18 protein-coding genes are annotated in these 20,316 nt (G+C 53.9%); 11 read left to right on the forward strand and 7 right to left on the reverse strand.

Annotated elements, in window-relative coordinates:
- Window positions 1-13 precede the first annotated feature (13 nt).
- Window positions 14-1,036: a type IV pilus twitching motility protein PilT gene (locus FGI04_RS01540; RefSeq protein ID WP_342699810.1), complete on the forward strand. Its 1,023-nt coding sequence runs from the start codon at window positions 14-16 to the stop codon at window positions 1,034-1,036.
- A 44-nt stretch (window positions 1,037-1,080) separates the two neighbouring features.
- Here the strand turns inward: FGI04_RS01540 and FGI04_RS01545 are convergent, their stop codons facing one another.
- From FGI04_RS01545 to FGI04_RS01560, 4 genes are all read right to left on the reverse strand, one after another.
- The gene (locus tag FGI04_RS01545; protein ID WP_407337310.1) at window positions 1,081-3,153 is read right to left on the reverse strand and encodes a sensor domain-containing protein; all 2,073 of its coding nucleotides are present in this window, start codon (window positions 3,151-3,153) and stop codon (window positions 1,081-1,083) included.
- 322 nt (window positions 3,154-3,475) lie between these two features.
- A complete protein-coding gene (gene codA, locus FGI04_RS01550; RefSeq protein WP_407273996.1) occupies window positions 3,476-4,717 on the reverse strand; it encodes a cytosine deaminase in 1,242 nt (413 codons plus the stop codon).
- A gap of 2 nt (window positions 4,718-4,719) precedes the next feature.
- Window positions 4,720-5,691 (reverse strand): PucR family transcriptional regulator, encoded by a 972-nt coding sequence (locus tag FGI04_RS01555; protein WP_407273995.1) that lies wholly within the window; start codon window positions 5,689-5,691, stop codon window positions 4,720-4,722.
- 387 nt (window positions 5,692-6,078) lie between these two features.
- Window positions 6,079-7,668 (reverse strand): methyl-accepting chemotaxis protein, encoded by a 1,590-nt coding sequence (locus FGI04_RS01560; protein ID WP_342699806.1) that lies wholly within the window; start codon window positions 7,666-7,668, stop codon window positions 6,079-6,081.
- Window positions 7,669-8,041: 373 nt separating this feature from the next.
- Between FGI04_RS01560 and nsrR the strand changes: the two genes are divergently transcribed.
- The 3 genes from nsrR (at window position 8,042) to rlmB (ending at window position 11,806) form a co-directional block, all read left to right on the forward strand.
- Window positions 8,042-8,467 carry a nitric oxide-sensing transcriptional repressor NsrR gene (gene nsrR / locus FGI04_RS01565; protein WP_038909663.1) on the forward strand — a complete coding sequence of 142 codons (426 nt, stop codon included), beginning with the start codon at window positions 8,042-8,044 and terminating at the stop codon, window positions 8,465-8,467.
- Window positions 8,468-8,507: 40 nt separating this feature from the next.
- Window positions 8,508-10,982, forward strand: a complete 2,475-nt coding sequence (gene rnr / locus FGI04_RS01570) for a ribonuclease R (RefSeq protein ID WP_342699805.1) — start codon at window positions 8,508-8,510, stop codon at window positions 10,980-10,982.
- Window positions 10,983-11,071: 89 nt separating this feature from the next.
- Entirely contained in the window at window positions 11,072-11,806 is a 735-nt protein-coding gene (gene rlmB / locus FGI04_RS01575) for a 23S rRNA (guanosine(2251)-2'-O)-methyltransferase RlmB (protein ID WP_012886018.1), read from the forward strand.
- A 190-nt stretch (window positions 11,807-11,996) separates the two neighbouring features.
- Here the strand turns inward: rlmB and FGI04_RS01580 are convergent, their stop codons facing one another.
- The 3 genes from FGI04_RS01580 to FGI04_RS01590 all read right to left on the reverse strand — a co-directional run bounded on the left by FGI04_RS01580 (window position 11,997) and on the right by FGI04_RS01590 (window position 14,972).
- On the reverse strand, window positions 11,997-12,272 hold the full coding sequence (locus FGI04_RS01580; RefSeq protein ID WP_226092491.1) for a hypothetical protein: 276 nt from the start codon (window positions 12,270-12,272) through the stop codon (window positions 11,997-11,999).
- Between the two features lie 195 nt (window positions 12,273-12,467).
- Window positions 12,468-12,833 carry a biofilm peroxide resistance protein BsmA gene (bsmA, locus tag FGI04_RS01585; RefSeq protein WP_342699803.1) on the reverse strand — a complete coding sequence of 122 codons (366 nt, stop codon included), beginning with the start codon at window positions 12,831-12,833 and terminating at the stop codon, window positions 12,468-12,470.
- A gap of 198 nt (window positions 12,834-13,031) precedes the next feature.
- Window positions 13,032-14,972, reverse strand: a complete 1,941-nt coding sequence (locus FGI04_RS01590) for a methyl-accepting chemotaxis protein (protein ID WP_407337311.1) — start codon at window positions 14,970-14,972, stop codon at window positions 13,032-13,034.
- A gap of 232 nt (window positions 14,973-15,204) precedes the next feature.
- Here FGI04_RS01590 and yjfP point away from each other — a divergent pair, with 232 nt between their 5' ends.
- From yjfP to FGI04_RS01625, 7 genes are all read left to right on the forward strand, one after another.
- On the forward strand, window positions 15,205-15,954 hold the full coding sequence (yjfP, locus tag FGI04_RS01595; RefSeq protein ID WP_342699801.1) for an esterase: 750 nt from the start codon (window positions 15,205-15,207) through the stop codon (window positions 15,952-15,954).
- A gap of 184 nt (window positions 15,955-16,138) precedes the next feature.
- The gene (rpsF, locus tag FGI04_RS01600; protein ID WP_016940468.1) at window positions 16,139-16,531 is read left to right on the forward strand and encodes a 30S ribosomal protein S6; all 393 of its coding nucleotides are present in this window, start codon (window positions 16,139-16,141) and stop codon (window positions 16,529-16,531) included.
- 5 nt (window positions 16,532-16,536) lie between these two features.
- Window positions 16,537-16,857, forward strand: coding sequence for a primosomal replication protein N (priB, locus tag FGI04_RS01605; protein ID WP_012886013.1), 321 nt, complete (start codon window positions 16,537-16,539; stop codon window positions 16,855-16,857).
- A gap of 4 nt (window positions 16,858-16,861) precedes the next feature.
- On the forward strand, window positions 16,862-17,089 hold the full coding sequence (rpsR, locus tag FGI04_RS01610; protein WP_000135199.1) for a 30S ribosomal protein S18: 228 nt from the start codon (window positions 16,862-16,864) through the stop codon (window positions 17,087-17,089).
- 41 nt (window positions 17,090-17,130) lie between these two features.
- A complete protein-coding gene (gene rplI, locus FGI04_RS01615; RefSeq protein WP_016940467.1) occupies window positions 17,131-17,580 on the forward strand; it encodes a 50S ribosomal protein L9 in 450 nt (149 codons plus the stop codon).
- 457 nt (window positions 17,581-18,037) lie between these two features.
- Window positions 18,038-18,238, forward strand: a complete 201-nt coding sequence (locus tag FGI04_RS01620) for a hypothetical protein (RefSeq protein ID WP_407337312.1) — start codon at window positions 18,038-18,040, stop codon at window positions 18,236-18,238.
- A gap of 148 nt (window positions 18,239-18,386) precedes the next feature.
- Window positions 18,387-19,769, forward strand: a complete 1,383-nt coding sequence (locus FGI04_RS01625; protein ID WP_407337376.1) for an MFS transporter — start codon at window positions 18,387-18,389, stop codon at window positions 19,767-19,769.
- Window positions 19,770-20,316 lie beyond the last annotated feature (547 nt).

Genomic DNA, 20,316 nt, shown 5'->3' on the forward strand with positions numbered 1-20,316 from the left:
AGGAGACCAATCAATGGATGTGAGTGAATGGGTGAACGCTAGTGTAAAACAGAATGTATCCGATCTGCACCTGTGCAGCGGTCATCCTCCGGTGCGGCGTATCGACGGCCAACTGGTGGCGGATGCTACCCAGCCGCCATTACATCACACCGAACTGGAACAGTGGTGCCAGAGCTGGCTGGACCCGGAGTGTGAACAGCAGTTGCGCCGGTGCGGGCAGACAGACTGTGCGTTGACGCTGGCAGGAGGGCAGCGGTTGCGGGCCAATCTGTTTATGCAGCGCCACGGTTTATCGGCGGCGCTACGCCTGATCCCACACTGCCAGCCGGATTTGCAGGCACTGAGGGCACCCGCGGTCGTCGCGGCATTGGCTGAACGTACGGATGGACTGATTCTAGTGACCGGGGCGACCGGCAGCGGGAAATCGACCACCCTGGCGGCGATGATCGCCGCACTGAATCAACGCTGTGCCCGCCATATTATTACGCTGGAAGACCCGATTGAATTCCTGCATACCAGTCAACGTAGCCTGATCCAGCAGCGGGAAATCGGCCGACACAGTGAGGGGTTCGCCAGCGCCTTACGGGCTGCGTTGCGTGAAGACCCGGATGTGTTGTTATTGGGGGAGTTGCGTGACAGCGAGACCATTCGGCTGGCGCTGACGGCGGCGGAGACCGGCCATCTGGTGCTGGCGACGCTGCATACCCGGCGGTCGGTGCAGGCGGTGGAGCGATTGGTGGACGTGTTCCCGGCCGAAGAGAAAGCCTTTGTGCGCACACAACTGGCGGCGAGTTTGCAGGCGGTAGTGGCACAGAAGCTCTTGCCGGGCGTGCAGGGTGGGCGTGTGGCACTATTTGAGGTACTGCTTGCCACACCGGCGGTTAGCAATCTGATCCGCGAAGGTAAAACCCACCAGTTGCCGAGTTTGTTGCAAACCGGCAGCCAGGTGGGGATGCAGACCTTTGAGCAGAGCTACCAACAGCGCTGTCAGGACGGCCTGTTAGCGGACGGCTGCGCTGACGATAACGGGCTTTAACTATCGCGTGGCTGTGAATGGCTATAGTCCTCAATGCCTTTGGTTTACGCCGGTTTTGTTTCAGTCGTATCGGTGGCGGCTTGCAGCAGCATCGTCAACTCTGTGGCTGGCACGGGGCGTGAGAACAAAAAGCCCTGCGCATAGTCGCACCCGAGTCGGGTAAGAATGTCGCACTGGAGCTGCGTTTCAACCCCTTCGGCTACCACATTGAGGCCAAGGCTGTGGGCCATCGCGATAATCGCCACGCACAATTCAAACCCGATGCCATCGAGATCCTCGATGAAGGAACGATCTATCTTCAGGCAATCGATATTGAATTTTCTGAGGTAAGCCAGTGACGAATACCCGGTACCGAAATCATCAATGGCGATTTGTATTCCAGCATCACGAAGCAGATGCAGATTGTTATTCACCCGCAGTTCGGCATTCAACAGCAGCCCTTCGGTGATTTCGATGATCACGGCGCTGCCGTCCAACCCGTGTCGTGCCAGTTCCTGCACCCAGGTCATTTCAGTGAAATCTTTGCTGCGCAGTTGAATCGGAGACTGATTGATGGCTATCTGAAAGTGCGGGTCAAGGGTGTTACGCCATTGCGCCAACTGAATGATGGCCTGCTGCGCGACCCAGTCGCCGAGTGGAACAATAAGGCCGGTATCTTCCGCAAGCGGAATAAACTCCGCCGGGCTGACCAGACCGCGTACCGGATGATGCCAGCGCACCAGCGCCTCAGCCTTGGTTATCCTGTTGGTAGCCAGTTCGATAATCGGCTGGTAGTAAACCTCAAACTGACTGTACTCAAGCGCCTGGCGCAGATCGTTGGTCAGGCGTAAGCGGGCGCGCGCGGCCTGGTGCAAAGCCGGCGTGAAATAATGGAAGCCGTTGCGCCCTGCGTTCTTGGCCGCATACATCGCTTGATCGGCATGTTTAAACAGTTCTTCTAGCGTGTCGCTGTCATTGGGAAATAAAGCGATACCGATACTCGCGGAAACCAGCATGTTTTCGCCATCGATATTGAACGGTTGTGCCAAACGCTGCAGCAAGGTGTTGGCCAGCCGCTCGCAGTCGTCGGTTCGCAGCAGGTTAGACAGGATAATGGCAAATTCATCGCCGCCGATACGAGCAATGGTATCAGCACCCTGAATACAATCGGTAATGCGGTTTGATACCGCAAAGAGCAGCGCATCGCCAGCGCGGTGTCCCAGACTGTCATTAACCGATTTGAAGTGGTCCAGGTCTATCAGCATCAACGCCATGGGGCGGCCGGTTTGCCTGGCGCGTTCAACCGCGCGCTCCAGTTTATCCTGAAATCTGTGTCGGTTTGGTAGCGCGGTAACTGCGTCGTAGTTGGCTTGTCGCCAGATTAACTCCTCTTGTTTCTTGCGCTGGGTAACGTCGGAAAACACACCGACATAGTTGATGGGGGTGCCTGCCGCGTCTTTGACCACATTGATGGTCAGTTCTCTAAGATAGTCGCTGCCGTCTTTTTTACGGTCCCACATTTCACCAATCCACAGCCCATCCTCATTCACGGCACGCCAGATGGCATCATAGAAAGCGATATCATGGCGATCGGAGCGGAATATGTACGACGGTTGTCCCAAGACATCGGCTTCGCTATATCCGGTGAGGCGGGTAAAGGCCGGGTTGATGGAGATAATTTTTCGATTGGTATCGATGACGATGATGGCTTCCTGGGTACTTTCGTAGACCGTGGCGGCAATCTTCATCTGTTCACGTGCTTTTTGGCGCTCGGTAATATCGAGGACGTACACCAGTCGGTCGGCTTTGTGTCCGTGCTGTGCGAAGGGAACCGATTCTGACCAGACCGTCAGGATCATGCCGTCATGACGCACTACCGTCCATTCCCCTCCCAGCTTACCGCCTTCATCGAGAAACGACTGATGACGGGCCAGAACGGATGCCCGGGTAGACTCAGGAAAAACCATAGTAAAGGGATGATTAATCATCTCTTCCTGGGTGTAACCATAAATAGCGCTATAGGCAGGATTCACGGTGACATACTTTCCGTCGTAATTGATAACGGCAATGCCCACCGGGCAACGGTCGAGGATGCCCTGAAACAGACTTTCTGAATTCCATGCAGAACCGGTCATCATTCACCTCATCATCGATACTGTTTTTCTTATGACAATCCGTGTTGATACGCGGTTAACGGCGTGGTGACGGCAGGCCGTTTTCGATGCAGGCGTTCGTCCGATTACTTCCTTTTAGTTCATTTTTGGGAAATTTTCCTGACAAGGAAATTATCGACCATCGGCAGCGACTTCTGAGGTGTTGGCAGGAGGTTTGATGAAAAAGGGTGACGACGGTATCACCCTTGCGTTTTTGTGACGACGCACTAACTGTGAACGCGGATTACTAACGAGTCCGGTGACGTTGCCTTATAGCGACGTTGTTGGATGTTACGTTGCTGGATAGTTACGTTGTCGGATAAATCACGTGTTCGGGGGCGCGTTGCATAATGATGCGTCCGTGGCGGACGGACAATCGTGCCTTTGCCTGCCGCTGGAGTGCGTCGTAGTCGTTTTGTGCATCCATAATCACCAGATTGGCCGGGCGACCGACAGCGATACCGTAACGATCGCCCAAATGCAGGGCTTTAGCGCTATTGTCGGTGACGAAATCGAGACAACGTTGTAGATCCTGATATCCCATCATGTGGCAAATATGTAGCCCAGCGTCGAGAACACGCAGAATATTGCCGTTGCCGAGTGGATACCACGGGTCTCTGATGGAGTCCTGTCCGAAGCAGACGTTCATACCGGCGCGGTCCAGTTCGGCAACGCGGGTCACGCCACGGCGTTTAGGAAAGGTATCGAACCGTCCTTGCAGGTGGATGCTTTCCGTCGGACAGGAGACGAAGCTGATGCCTGAGCGGCGCAACAAACGAAACAGCTTCGAGCAGTACGCGTTGTCATACGATCCCATCGCCACAGTATGGCTGGCGGTGACACGCGCTCCCATGTCTCGCACCCGTGCTTCTTCCGCCAGTACCTCCAGAAAGCGTGAGTTCGGGTCATCGGTTTCATCGCAATGCACGTCAACCAGACACCCGGTACGCTCTGCCAGATCCATCAAAAACTTCACTGAACTGACGCCCTGTTCACGGGTATTTTCAAAGTGGGGGATGCCGCCAACCACATCCGCACCCAGCGCAATGGCGCGTTCCATCAACTGGCGACCATCCGGATACGATTCGATACCTTCTTGTGGAAAGGCGACGATTTGCAGGTCTATCAGGTCGCGCACCTCGTTTTTGAGTTCGAGCATGGCTTCCAGCGCCGCCAGCGAGGGATCGGTCACATCAACATGGGTACGGACATGCTGGATGCCGTGATCGCGCAACATGCCGATGGCGGTATACGCCCGGTGCCGGGTATCGTCGTGGGTGATCGTCGCTTTGCGCTGGCTCCAGCGCTCGATGCCTTCAAACAACGTGCCACTCATATTCCACTGCGGCTCACCCGCCGTCAGAACGGCATCAAGATGAATGTGCGGTTCTACCAGTGGCGGAATCACCAGTTGTCCTGCGGCGTCGATGTCGTCGGGTGCGGCGGGGTACAGACCGGGTTGGGCGTCGATGGCCGCAATCAGGCCATTTTTCAGTTGCACGGTGTAGAGTCCGGGCTGATGGCGTAACACGGCGTTGATAATCTTCATAATCACTCCTGTGATGGGGCGTTGAATGGCGACACGGTGCTTTCTGACGTTGGAAAGCCAGAAAGACGCCCGATCATGAGCGCGACGGCGGCGCTAAGGCGAAACAGTGGGTCGCTCAGGGTGCCACCCGATAATTGTTCAATGCGTTGCAGGCGTTGGTGCAGCGTATTGCGATGAATAGCCAGCCGCTCGGCTGCTTTAATCAGATTACTGTTTTCTTGCAATACCGCATCCAGCGTCTCAATCAACAGGTAAGGCGACTTGCGGTTATGCTCTATCAGATTGCCCAGCACATTGTGCATAAACCGGGTCAGCAGTGTTGGGTCGCTGACGGCACCCAACAATTGCAGTATCCCCAATGTAGTGTAATCACACAGCCCTTTTTCTGGTTGCAGGCTGGCGACGGCGTCAAGTGCCTGTTGGGCTTCATTAAGGCCCTGCCGGTACTGTGCTGCTGAGCTGACTGGGCTGGATAGCCCGCCGTATAGTGTTAATGGGGCGATATCGGCGTGGATAGTCTGGCGTAATGCCACCAGCCGCTGATGCCCTGGCGGTTGCAGTAATGGGCTGTCTGTCGGCAACACCATCAGGAACAGAGAGCCCAGCGTGACCACCGGTGGGGGAGCGCGTGACGCGGATGGAGGGGGTGACGCTAACAGGGACGCCTGTAGCCGCTGTTGCAGCAGGAGGCGTGAGTGCTGCAGTTGCGCCTCTGGATCGTGGCAATCCGGTGAAGCGAACAGGCTTGCCACGTTATCTATACGCCATGCTACCACCCGGTGCGGCACGTCCAGCGGCCATTGCAGGCGGTCGGCACGCTGATGAATCAGTGCCAGATCCGACGGGTCTGCGGTGAGTAGCGCCAGCAGAAAGTCGCTACGCCATCTGTCCCACTGCTCTTCAGTATGGTGCTCTTCAGTATGGTCATAGACACTGTCGCGATAAGACAGGCTGCGTTGATGCGATGCCGACATGATGATCTCTCCGGTTTTCCCTTCTCTTCCCGTTCAGGGGAAACGACAATGTCAGTGATATTCAGTGTAGTGTGCACCACAGCGTATGCAGCAAAGAGCGTGCCGGTTTTACTGCCGGTAACGCGTTAACGGGGTGTCAGGGAAGCTCGCCAGAGCATTGAGAATAGAGCACCTGTGCAGGCTGCATGGTTTGGCGCTAAAACATGGCGTAATGTGCTCGTTTACTGTGCATGATGCGGTGTGATGCACTGAAAGCGTGAGCGAATCAGACACGTAAACTAACTGGACACATAAACGAAACCAGACGCGTGAGCCAGCAGCAATAAAGCCACAAGGGCGAGTCAGTGAAAACGCAGTGGCCGTGACTGGCCACTGCCAAAGACAGAATCAGCGCGCCTGCAGCAGCGGCGTGTGGTCTTCGATACGGAACATGGCCATGGCCTGTACCAGTTGGCGGGATTGCTCTTCCAGCGACTGGGTGGTATCGGTAGAGGCCTTGACCAGAGATGCGTTCTGCTGCGCGACTTTATCTATCTGGGTAAAGGCGATGTTCACCTGTTCAATACCGCGATGTTGCTCCTGAGACGCGTAAGAAATCTCTTTCATCAGCGTGGTGATACGGTTGATCTCGTCTGCGACGTTATCCATGGTTTCACCGGCTTTAGCGGCCAAATCGAGCCCTTCCGAGACATGGGACTGTGAATCCAGGATCAGTGTGCGGATCTCTTTGGCGGCCTGGGCGCTATGCTGCGCCAGATTACGCACTTCACCGGCAACCACCGCAAACCCTTTCCCTTGCTCGCCCGCACGGGCGGCTTCCACCGCGGCGTTCAGCGCCAGAATGTTGGTCTGGAAGGCGATGCCATCAATTACACCGAGAATATCGCTGATGCGTTTGGCACTGGCGGCGATTTCGCGCATTTTTTCTACCACGTAGTTGACGGATTCATTGCCGCGATCAGTGGTATCGGAAACCTGGTTGGTCAACTGATGGGCCAGTTCGGCGTTATCGGCGTTGCGTTTAACGGTGGCGCTCAGTTCTTCGAGGCTGGCGGCGGTTTGCTCCAACGCGGCGACCGATTCTTCGGTACGTTCCGCCAGATGGCGGTTGCCGCTAAACAGTTCACGACTGCCCTGATCGATTTGATAACTGGCGTCACGCACCTGACCGACGGAATCCAGCAGCGCCATTTGCATACGCAAAATGGCGTCGCTCAGGCGACCCAGTTCATTGTCACCGCCGGTGGTGATGCGGTGGGTCAAATCGCCGGAGGCAACGTGCTCCAGTTGCTCAATGGCGTGATCCAGCGGTTTGAGCAGCATGTGGCGTAACGCCAGCCAGCCCAGCAAGACCAGTAACAGGGATAACAGACAAGCAAAGCCTATCAGCATCAGCATCAGCCGTTCGTTGCTATTTGCCTGTTGGATGTGTTGTTCGGAGAGTTGCTGGGAGTAACTGCGGAAATTCTGGATGGATTTATCAAATGCGTCGCTTAGGGGCGTCAGGTTATTTTCCAGCAAGGTGTAGTATTCGTCGGTGTACTGTTTTCTCAGAGACTCTAACATCGGTTTTAATCCCTGATTCAGGTAGTCCTGATAGGTTTTTAACACTTGCTGTGCCAGTTTTTGCTCCTGCTCACTGGTGGTGGTGCCGACGCTACTGAACTGGTGAATTTCTTTGTCGGACTGCTGGATATAACTATCCAGTTTATCCGTTTCTTTGGCCCCCACGTCCAGCAAACCAATTTCTATCTTGCGTACCGCCAGTGTTGCGGATGCTCTGGCCCGTAGCGTCAGGTTATAACCGTTCATCAACGCGCCCAACTGCTCCCCCTGAATCTGGTTGAGCTGCGTCAGGGAGTCCCGGCTCTTGTTGATGGCCTGAATCCCCATACCGCTGACTAGCAGCAATAACAGGGTGATAACAGCCAGCAAGGTTAACAGGCCGGTACGGATGGAGAGATTTTTCAAACGCATGGTCCATTTCCTAGTGTGTGCAGAATAAAAAACACTGGCAAAGCCTATCTCTGGCTTGCCATACGTTAACGTACATGTAGGGCTAATTTTGTTCAGAACATAACAGATGAAATAGCGTGTTAGATAGCAAGATTCTCTTATGTTTTGTTAACAGAAATGCGTCAACTCGGCAAATTTTCCTTTAAGAAAGATCTCTGAGTACTAAATAAATTCGCCCGGCGCGGAGCACTGGTTTATCATCTGATGATAAAAAATGAACATGACGCGTCTGGCATCAGGATAACGAGCGCCATCCTGGTTCCGGTTCGCGTTTTTGGGGCAGTCAGGTGACTGTTCGGCAACGTACTCGATCGGAAAAGTACCCGAGGTTTCTGTGCAGTTAACAAGTTTTACGGATTATGGTTTGCGTGCGCTGATTTACATGGCGTCATTGCCGGAGGGCAAAATGACCAGCATTTCAGAAGTGACTGAAGTGTATGGCGTTTCACGCAACCATATGGTGAAGATTATCAATCAGCTGAGTCGCGCCGGGTTGGTTATGGCAGTGCGTGGCAAGCATGGCGGCATTCGGTTGGGCCGCGATCCGTCCACCATTCGCATCGGCGATGTGGTACGGGAACTGGAGCCGCTCTCTCTGGTTAACTGCAGCAAGGAGTTTTGTCATATTACCCCCGCCTGCCGACTCAAACAGGTATTGCAACAGGCCGTACAGAATTTCCTGAAAGAACTGGATAATTATACGCTCGCCGATATGGTGGAAGAAAACCCGCCCCTCTATAAATTACTTCTGGTTGAATAAGCCTGTTCAGCTGCCCGCTGATGACAACGGAGGAACCGCAATGTCACAAGATCCGTTTCTGGAACGTGAAGCAGAAAAATACGAATTCCCCATCCCCAGCCGTGAATACATCCTGGAGCACCTGGCAAAACGGGATACCCCTATCAGCCGTGAAGAACTGGCAAGCGATCTGCAACTGACCAGCGATGAGCAACTGGAAGGGCTGCGCCGCCGGTTACGCGCGATGGAACGCGACGGGCAACTGGTGTTTACCCGTCGTCAGTGTTACGCCCTGCCGGAAAAGCTGGATTTACTGCGTGGCACGGTGATCGGCCATCGTGATGGTTATGGCTTTCTGCGGGTGGAAGGACGCAAAGACGATCTTTACCTGTCCGCTGAACAGATGAAAACGGTGATCCACGGTGATGTGGTGCTGGCCCAGCCGTTGGGTGAAGACCGCCGGGGACGTCGTGAAGGGCGCATTGTGCGCGTGCTGGAGCCGCGTACCAGTCAGATAGTCGGGCGTTATTTCACCGAAGCCGGTACCGGTTTTGTGGTGCCGGACGACAGCCGTCTGAGCTTTGATATCCTGATCCCACCGGAATGTATCGCCGGGGCTCGTATGGGTTCGGTGGTGGTGGTGGAACTGACTCAACGCGGGACGCGTCGCACCAAGGCGATCGGTAAGATCGTGGAGATCCTCGGCGACAACATGGGGACCGGGCTGGCGGTAGACATCGCGCTACGCACCCATGAAATCCCGCACAGCTGGCCGCCCAAAGTGGAAGAGCAGGTGAGCGACCTGGCTGAAGAGGTGCCGGAAAGCGCCAAGAAAGGCCGGGTGGATTTGCGTGAACTTCCGCTGGTAACTATTGACGGCGAAGACGCCCGTGATTTTGACGATGCGGTGTACTGTGAGAAAAAACGCGGTGGCGGCTGGCGGTTGTGGGTGGCAATAGCGGATGTCAGCTATTACGTGCGCCCCGGTACGGCGCTGGACCATGAGGCACGTGCACGCGGCACCTCGGTCTATTTCCCATCGCAAGTGGTGCCGATGCTGCCGGAAGTGCTGTCTAACGGGCTGTGTTCACTGAACCCGCAGGTGGATCGCCTGTGTATGGTGTGTGAGATGACCGTCTCCTCGCAGGGTAAATTGTCCGGCTACAAGTTCTATGAAGCGGTGATGAGTTCACACGCCCGCCTCACCTACACCAAGGTGTGGAGCATTTTGCAGGGCGATGAAGCGTTGCGCGAACACTACCAGTCACTGGTGGAGCCGCTGGAAGAGCTGCACCGGATGTACAAGGTGCTGGAGCATGCGCGTGAGGTACGTGGCGGTATCGCGTTTGAAACCGAAGAAGCCAAGTTTATCTTTAACGCAGAGCGCCGTATCGAACGGGTGGAAGCCGTCGTGCGTAACGATGCGCACAAGCTTATCGAAGAGTGCATGATTCTGGCCAACATCTCGGCGGCGAAGTTTGTCGAGAAGAGTGAAGAACCGGCATTGTTCCGCGTGCATGACCAGCCCAGTGAAGATCACGTGCTGGCGCTGCGTAGCGTGCTGGGCGAGTTGGGGCTGACGCTCAAAGGCGGCATGAAGCCGCAACCGAAAGACTACGCTGAGTTGATGGTTTCCATCGCTGATCGGCCGGATCATGAGATGCTGCAAACCATGCTGTTGCGATCCATGAAGCAGGCTATCTACGACCCGGAAAACCGTGGCCACTTTGGGCTGGCGTTGACCTCGTATGCGCATTTTACGTCACCGATCCGGCGTTATCCGGACTTGTCGTTGCACCGTGGTATCAAGTATCTGCTGAGCGACCGTAAAAACCGCTGGACGCAAAGCGGTGGCTGGCATGCCGATTTCAACGAAATGTTGCAACTGGGCGAACACTGCTCGATGACTGAGCGCCGTGCCGATGAAGCCACACGTGATGTGGCCGACTGGCTGAAGTGCGATTTCATGCAGGACCATGTGGGGGAAACCTTTACCGGGATTATCTCCAGTGTCACCGGTTTCGGCTTCTTCGTGCGGCTTAACGACTTGTTTATCGATGGTCTGGTGCATGTCTCCACGCTGGATAACGACTATTACCGTTACGACAACGTCGGCCAGCGGCTGATTGGCGAATCTCGCGGTCAGACTTACCGACTGGGCGATGAGGTGGAAATCCGCGTTGAAGCGGTACACATGGATGAGCGTAAGATTGATTTTGCGCTGATCTCGTCTACCCGTAAGGTGCGCGGCGAAGGTAAAACCGCGCGCGACCGGGCGAAGAGGGGGAGCGATACCGGTGCGAAGCCGCCGCGTCGTCGCCGTACCGGCCAGCGCGCCAACTTTGAGCCGGATAGCGCATTCCGCCCTGAGGGAGACGGTAAAAAGCGCCAGCCTGCCAGCAAGGATAACGGTAAGGCGAAAACTGGCGGTAAAAAGAAGGCAGCAAAATCGCAAAAGAACGCTGAAAAAACGCGTAAGATTGCTGCAGCCACGCGAGCTAAACGCGCCAGCAAAAAGAATAAAACGGCAGAGTGACGAACAGCGTCTGACCGTGACATCGGTATTCAGGGCAGCCGACCGGCTGCCCTGTTAACCCGTCTCAAGCGTATTATTGAAGAGTAGTAATGAGCGAAATTATTTACGGCATCCATGCGGTGAAAGCGCTGCTGGAACAAGACCCTCAACGTTTTCTGGAAGTCTTCACCCTGAAAGGGCGTGAAGACCGTCGCCTGCAACCGCTGATAGCCGAGCTGGAAGCCAGCGGCATTGCGGTACAGGTCGCCAGTCGTCAGTGGCTGGATGATAAGGTGGAAGGTGCGGTCCATCAGGGGATCATCGCCCGGGTAAAAGAAGGGCGTCAGTATCAGGAAAACGACTTGCCGGGGCTACTGGCATCACACGCGACGCCGTTCCTGTTGGTGCTGGATGGCGTGACAGACCCCCATAACCTGGGCGCTTGCCTGCGTAGTGCTGATGCCGCTGGCGTCCATGCGGTGATTGTGCCGCGAGATCGTTCCGCCCAACTGAATGCGACCGCGAAGAAAGTGGCCTGTGGCGCGGCGGAAACCGTACCACTGATCCGCGTGACCAATCTGGCGCGCACGCTGCGTTTCCTGCAGGAGCAGAATATCTGGATCGTCGGTACGGCGGGCGAAGCGGATCACACCTTGTACCAAAGCAAACTGACCGGCCCGCTGGCGCTGGTAATGGGGGCTGAAGGGGAGGGCATGCGCCGCCTGACTCGCGAACACTGTGATGAGCTGATCAGTATTCCGATGGCAGGGAGTGTGTCGTCGCTGAATGTTTCCGTGGCGACCGGTATTTGTCTGTTTGAAGCGGTACGCCAGCGCGCAGTGTAAGCCGTCGCGCAAGGTTGTGTGATGTCGTGTGACCGGGTGTGTGCTAACACGCTGCTGTGCGGTCACACGACAATACGGTCTCACGAAACGGTTATACGAAAATAAAAAATGCCGTCATACGATAAAAACGGCATGTTCCCGACAGACGGCATCTAACGATGGGATAACTGGCTTGCCGGGAGACGATGCGTTATTTCTTCAGGCTGGCGATTTTCTGTTCTACCGCCGCGCACCACAATACCGAATTGCGTGACGGCCAGGAGGTGGCAGGTAACCGGCTTTCCACCGCCTGCTGCCAAACCTGTGAGCCTACATCGACATCACCCAGCACGGCGCGCGTATTGACTATCGACTCTATCCACTCATTCCATTCCGTGCTGCGGCATGGATATTCTGAAGCCAGCGCGGTGCCACTCAGGCCGCTTGTCAGCAGTAACAGGGCGATGGCGGCAATCTTTGTTTTCATCCTTCATCCTCTTAACGTTCTCTGGGTTACTTAGAGCCTATCCCAGTAGGCGTTATTGGCGTGGCCAGTTTGGACACGGACAGCGCGCAGAAACCGGAGCGTACACGGAGTACGTGAGGATTTCGAGCACTGCCCAGGGCCAAAATGGCCAGTGAAATAGCCCTAATGGGATAGGCTCTTATTGTGCCTGAATGGCTATGGGCGAGCGGCAGGCAAGGGACGATAGAACACCGCATAGCCGTGCCAGTTGTCTTGTCGTACATGCTCGTCTTGCGTCAGGCTGACCACTCGGTAGTAAGGCATACCGCGTGCGTTGGCCTCATGGGCGATTTCCTCTACCGCATCATCGAGAGTACCGCGGACATTAACCGAGACAGAGCCGGTTTTTTCCAACAGGTAGCTTTGCTCTCTGGACACTTCAACCGCCTGCTGCGCCGGTGGTGGCGGTGGAACTGGTTTACCAGCCAGCATCGCACAACTACTGAGCAGCATCGACAGCGCCGCGCCCAGCCACACTCTATGTGGCGGCGTCAGTCTGAATAACCATGACAGGCAAGTCATAACGCGGTGCTCCATTCAGTCCGATACGCGATAAATTCATTCGGCACACGTCAATAACGCGGTGAATCAGCGTTCTGTACCGGGCGAGAATAGTGTAACGCCTTGAAGCAAACAGGGATACCGTTGAGGTGTGTTGACGTGTAAACGGGGCGGTGGTGACGCGACCTTCGCCGGTCAGCGGCGAAGGTCATGACAGCATCAGTGATGAATGCGGAATATGCTGACCACATCGCTCAAGTGGTGACCTTTCTCACGTAGCCCCTGAGCCGTGCTTTCCGAGTTTTGTACCAACGAGGCGTTCTGGTGGATAGCCTGCCCGATCTGATTGATAGCCACATTGACCTGCTCGATGCCCAGAGCCTGTTCATGTGAGGCGATATCAATATCGTTGATAATGGTGCTGACCTGCTGAATACGTTGCAGTAAGTCATCCATCGCTGCACGGGTTTTTTCCGAGAAGCGGTAACCGGTTTCGACCTGATGCAGTGATTCGGCAATCAGTGCTTCGATTTCTTTTACCGCTGAAGAGCTACGCTGGGCCAGCGAGCGCACTTCGGCGGCGACCACCGCAAAGCCTTTACCGTGTTCACCTGCGCGTGAGGCTTCGACGGCGGCGTTGAGCGCCAGAATATTAGTCTGAAAGGCGATCGACTGGATAGTGGTGGTGATATCGGCAATTTTCTGCGATGAGCGTTTGATTTCACTCATAGTCTCCACCGAGTCGGTGACCGTTTTGCTGCCATTTTGGGCGGCGCTGGCGCTTTGTGCCGCCAGACCTTTGACGGTAGAAACGTTGTCGGCATTCTGTTTTACCGTCGATGCCAGTTGTTCCATGGTGGCGGAGGTTTCTTCCACACTGCTGGCCTGACGGGAAATTTGTTCGCTGATGTTGCCGCTGTCTTCGGCCAGCGCATCAGTACCGACGACGATCTCTTCAGCAGCGTCGCGTACCTGAGATACTAGCCGGGTCAGACCATGCCCCATGCCGTTGATGGCATCGACCAGCCGACCCACTTCATCCTGGCTCTGGGTCGTGAGCGTGGCCTGCAGATTCCCGGCCGCAAACTGTTCTGCCACTTTGACCACCTCGTCCAGCGGCCGGCTTAACCAGCGACGGGTGAGGTAGACGAAGAACACGGCAAACAGCACTACCAGCGCAATACCACCGCCCAGGAACATATTGCGGATAGCATTGATTTCCGCCAACAGACTGGCCTTGCTAATGGTGCCGACGACAACCCATTTCCATTGCGGCACGCTGTGATACACCATCACCTGGGTGCGCTCATCACCGCTTAGGCTGCTATCTTCGTATTCCAGTCTGCCGCTGTCATTCTTCAGCACCTGTTGCAGCGTGTCGCCAGACCAGCTCGGCTTGTGTCCGCTGAGCGTTGGATGAACCAGATAGTTGCCCGCCGTCGCACCCGCGGTGCTGAGCGCAATAAAATGACCACTATCGCCGATGCGTTTATCCAGGATGCGTTTTTGCATCAGGGCAAACTCTTTGCTGATATCAATCCCCACGAACAGAATAGCGATAACGTTACCGCTGGCGTCGGTGACCGGCTTGTATTGAGTGATATATTGTTTGCCGAAGAGCACTGCCAGTCCACTGAACGATTTGTTGCTGGAAACGGGCGCGAATGCCGGGCTGGCGCGGTCCAGTTTAGTGCCGATGGCACGTGAACCGTCTTCCTTTTTTAACGAGGTGGTGATTCGCACGAAATCGTCGCCATCGCGTACGAAAATAGTGGAAATCGCACCAGTACGGCTGAGAAAGTCGTCGGTAACGGTAGTGTTCATGTTGAGAACGGTGTCACCGGATTTCAGTGTCGGGGCAGTCGTACCACCGACAGGCAGGCGGGCCTGATTATCAACGGTAAAACGAGAAGGCAGAAAGCTGGCAAACAGATTGGTATAGCTGTCGACACCTGACTGCAGGCTGGCGTCGTACAGGGCTATCATATCGGTAATACCCGTAACCTGACTGTCCATGTCATGCATTGTCAATGATTCCAGTTTCTCACCGGCTGAGCGTGTCAGACTGAGGCTGAATGCAATAAACAGCACAGCCACACTCAGGGAGGCAATGACCGAAAGTTTGACACCGAGGCTCCAGCCTCTAAAAGCAAGCTGCATGATAGTTCTCTTTAGTATGGTATGAGACGTGATTGGGGATTGATTACTGCCGTTAACGGCAAAAAAGTGCGAAATTTTACACTAATCGGTACTTTTGTAACTAATTTGATCAAGATCATTGCGATCTGTTTTTATATGTATTGAGTGTTGCCAATGGTTAAATGGTATACGAAATAATTGTAGGCGTTCTTGACGGTTTTACCTGTTAATCAATGAAGAAAAGGAGACGATAATGGTAGAAATGGGAAACGAGGATGTTTCAGGCATCAAGGTGTTGCATGCCTTTCCTTCTGGTGGCAGGACGCGGCCTTTACCTACCATTTTCTTCTTTCATGGCTATACCTCCTCCAAAGAGGTCTACTCGTATTTTGCCTACGCGTTGGCGAAGGCTGGCTTTCGGGTTATTGCGCCGGATGCTCTGATGCATGGCGAGCGCTTTGATGGCGATGAGGCGCGGCGCTGGCGCTGTTTCTGGGACATATTACTGACGAATGTGCAGGAGTTGCCCCTCTATCTGGCCTGGTGTCGCGAACACGGGTTGATTGACGGCGACAGAGTCGGGATTTGTGGTGCGTCGATGGGCGGCATGACGGCGCTGGCGGCGATGACGCAATACCCCTGGCTGAAATCGGCGGCTTGCTTTATGGGGGCTGGCTATTTTTCGTCGTTATCGCAGACGCTGTTTCCACCGGTAACACCGGATGAACCGGGAGCGCAGGCGCAGTTACAGGCGCTGGCGGAACGTGTGGCACCTTATGACGTTGGGCATCAGTTGGATAAGGTATCCGACCGGCCGCTCCTGCTCTGGCATGGCCTGGCTGATGAGCTGGTTCCGGCATCGCAGAGCGAACGCTTGTACCGGGAACTGACAGCTTGCAACGCCAGTCAGCATGTGACCTACCTGACGGAGGTCGGCATCGGCCACAAGATTACCCCGACCGCCTTGCAGGCCGGGGCGGATTTCTTCGTGCGTTCGCTCTGATTTCTCCCTTTGGCTACGCTGTTTTTCCCTTTGTAAGGCTGCCTGGCAATATCGCTTGTTTTCCCATGAGGGCGTCATTATAATTACGCGTCATTTTTTCAGCCGTACACACAACACGTTCCTTGCTTCCATGGGCCGCGGCTGACCCTGACAGGAGGCTGAATAATCCGTAAGGAGCAATTCGATGCGTCATTACGAAATCGTTTTTATGGTTCATCCTGACCAGAGCGAACAGGTTCCGGGCATGATCGAGCGTTACACCGGTGCTATCACAGCAGCGGAAGGCAAGATCCACCGTCTGGAAGACTGGGGCCGCCGTCAGCTGGCTTACCCGATCAACAAACTGCACAAAGCTCACTACGTTCTGATGAACGTTGAAGCACCGCAGGAAGTGATCGATGAGCTGGAAACTAACTTCCGCTTCAACGACGCCGTTATCCGCAGCATGGTTATGCGCGTTAAGCACGCGGTAACTGAAGCATCTCCGATGGTGAAAGCGAAAGACGAACGCCGTGAGCGTCGTGACGAATACGCTGAAGCTGATGATGATGCTGAAGTTGGGGATTCTGAAGAGTAATTGTTGTGGTGACGGCCAATCGGTTGGTGTTGTCAGGCACGGTGTGCAAGACACCCATTCGAAAAGTCAGTCCGTCAGGTATTCCTCACTGCCAGTTTGTGCTTGAGCACCGCTCAGTGCAGGAAGAAGCCGGACTCAGCCGACAAGCATGGTGCCGTATGCCCGTGATTGTCAGTGGACATCCGTCACAGGCATTTACCCACAGTATAACGGTCGGTATGCAACTCAGAGTTCAGGGGTTCATTAGTTGCCACCAAGGGCGCAATGGCCTCAGTAAATTGGTGCTGCATGCCGAGCAGATTGAATTGATTGATTCTGGAGACTAGCCAAATGGCACGTTATTTCCGTCGTCGCAAGTTCTGCCGTTTCACCGCGGAAGGCGTTCAAGAGATTGACTATAAAGACATCGCAACGCTGAAAAACTACATCACTGAAAGTGGTAAAATTGTACCGAGCCGTATCACCGGCACCCGTGCAAAATACCAGCGTCAGCTGGCCCGCGCTATCAAGCGTGCGCGCTACCTGTCTTTGTTGCCGTACACTGATCGTCATCAGTAATCGGCCACTGTCCATTAACGAGACTTTGAGAGGATAAGGTAATGCAAGTTATTCTGCTTGATAAAGTAGCAAACCTGGGCAGCCTGGGTGATCAGGTTAACGTTAAAGCGGGCTACGCTCGTAACTTCCTGGTTCCGCAGGGCAAAGCTGTGCCGGCAACCAAGAAAAACGTTGAGTTCTTCGAAGCCCGTCGCGCTGAACTGGAAGCTAAACTGGCTGACGTTCTGGCTGCTGCTGAAGCTCGCGCTGAGAAAGTCAACGCACTGGCTTCCGTAACCATCGCTTCTAAAGCGGGTGACGAAGGTAAACTGTTCGGTTCTATCGGTACTCGCGACATCGCTGATGCGGTAACCGCTGCCGGTGTTGAAGTAGCGAAAAGCGAAGTTCGTCTGCCGAACGGCGTTCTGCGCACACTGGGCGAGCACGAAGTGAGCTTCCAGCTGCACAGCGACGTATTCGCTAAGCTGAACGTTGTGGTTGTTGCTGAGTAATTTTTACTCCGCTTCATCGCAACACGTAAAACGCTGGCCTTGTGCCAGCGTTTTGCATTTCAGGCGATCCATTTTATAGCGTGATCCTGCGAGACGTGATCCTGGTGTTTGGAGCCTGTGGCAGACGCTTCTCCAGCAGACAGGCATCAGTAACTTCTACCCATACTGTGGGTATTCAGTGATTTTTTACTCATTTGATAGTTAATGAATTATTCCCTCTTTTTCTTCAACATCTCCCAATTAATAAACTTTCTGTGATGCAATTCGCATATATGCCTTCTTCCCGAGATCCTGCGATCGAATAAGTGTCAGGCATAGATAGTCGTCACACTCCCTGTCGAAATTTTCATCGTTTTCTTGACACCCATAATCCCTTCATTAGAAAAATATGCAAACGTTCCTGCAAACGTTTTACATAATTTATTAAAAGTACCCTACATCGAGAAAAGAGGACGCTATGAAAAAAATTACGATAACGGCGGGGCAGCGCTACCGCAGTCCGTCTACGGGAAAGGGCGGTGATGCCAATGGGGCCCGTCATGTATTACGCGTTAACGCACTGTGCGGCAGAGCACGAGGGGGAATGCGGTGTGTGGGCGGGCATACGTTGCGGCAACGGGGAGTGCAACAGGTAAAACAGGCGGTTATCGGGCGGTGAAATAGCCTCTGTGACTGTTACTGCGTGCTGAACATACCGGTAGGCGGGAAGACGGAGAAAACCCCCCTGACTGGTCAAGCAACAGCACATCCTCACTAGCCTTTCTGGAGAAAAACGTATGTCAACGCATGACATGAGTGTCGGCACCATGAGTGGTGTCATCAGCACTGTCGTTACTGGAGGTACCACACAGGCTGAATTGATTGCCCGCCTTGAACGGATGCCGATCACCCGCCAGTTAATGACGATTCGTGTAGTCGTGGGGCTTTCCACATTCTTTGATGCTTATACCGTACTGGCAATCGCGTTCGCCATGCCGCAACTGGCGGCGGAATGGGGGCTCAACGCGACGGATATCGGAATGATTATTGCTGCCAGTTATATTGGGCAATTGTTCGGTGCCGTATTTTTTGGCTCTCTGGCAGAAAAGATTGGCCGTCTTGGCGTGTTAAAAATCACGATTATCCTGTTTGTTATTATGGATGCGTCTTGCTTATTCGCCTGGAGCGGTACATCCATGATGGTATTTCGTTTCCTGCAAGGTGTGGGTATTGGGGCCGAAGTTCCGGTCGCCAGTTCTTATATCAATGAATTCGTCGGAGCGAAAAAACGTGGGCGTTTCTTTCTGTTATATGAAGTGATCTTTCCTATAGGCATGATGTTTGCCGGGATAGCCGGGTACTTTCTGGTACCGATTCATGGCTGGAAGGCCATGTTTATCGTGGGGTTGATTCCTTCCATCATTACGGTGCCTTTACGCTGGTTTATGCCCGAGTCACCACGCTGGCTGGCCTCAAAAGGGCGCTTGTCTGAGGCCGATGCAGTGGTGAAAAAACTGGAGGATGAGGTGATTCGCCACGGTGGCTTGCTAGCGGAACCGGTCATTCGCCAGACTGCGGATAAGACCGTTGCCTCTCAAGGGTGGTGTGAGCTGTTTTCGGGGATTTACCGCAAGCGAACATTGACTATCTGGGCGTTATGGGTGTGTGGCTATACCATCAATAATGGTTTGGTGACCTGGTTGCCTACGCTGTATAAAAAGGTTTTTGGACTGCCCATCGAAACGGCGCTGGCTTACGGCTGGATAACATCGGCATTTGGTGTTCTGGCCTCGATTATCTGTGCGTTGCTTATTGATAAAGTCGGGCGCAGGCGCTGGTATGCTGCTGCCTTTTTATTGGCAATTATTCCGCTGACTACATTGACCGTATTAGGGGCGACCAGCCCAATACAGATTTTGATCTGTGCCACGGTGGGATACGGCATATTGCAAACCATCACGTTTTCTCTCTACCTGTATTCTTCCGAACTTTATCCAACCAGGCTACGCGCTGTCGGCACCGGATTGGGGAGTGCCTGGCTGCGTGCGGGTTCCGCCGTTGGCCCTATTTTGGTAGGCGTTATTGTTAGTGATTTTGGCATTCGCTATGTGTTTGTCGCCTTCGCCTTAATCGCCCTGATTGGGGGTGTGGTAACGCTGCGTTATGCTATTGAAACAAAAGGCAAGGTTCTGGAGGAGCTATCACCATAGCGGTGCCTGCCCATGGCTGGCTTGCCCTGCGAATGTGGGGCAAGTATTAAATAATAACAGTCAGTGATTTTTCAGGCGGTGGTTGCCTGCGCTGAGAAAACGATATGAAGAATAGTTATTTATATATATTTTAAATAAGGCACGTGGCGAGTTGAACAATGTCACATACTGGCACGTTAAGCCTGGGGCGATGAAATGGCTGAATCATGTAACCAATACACGTATGACTTGATGATAGGTCAGGGAATAGAGAAACCCACCGATTTTATGCATCACGTTGTCGGTTTTCTATTGCGGCCAAGACGAAACGGATTTTTATTTAATGATGTGTATGGATTATTTTTTTTAAGCTATTAATCTCGATGTTTTCAGTAATACCAATTTATCAGGAGGTCATGGCGGTGTGAGGTTCTGCCGTAACAGATTAATTTATAATTATAAGTGGTGATTTGTTTGTGGTGTTCATCACATTTTAATGTTTCCTGGCATTAAAATTATCAATTTGTCGTGTGTCAGACAAAATAATGACATCATCGTTAATGTCTCG

The organism is Dickeya ananatis (assembly GCF_019464615.1).
GTDB lineage: Bacteria > Pseudomonadota > Gammaproteobacteria > Enterobacterales > Enterobacteriaceae > Dickeya > Dickeya oryzae.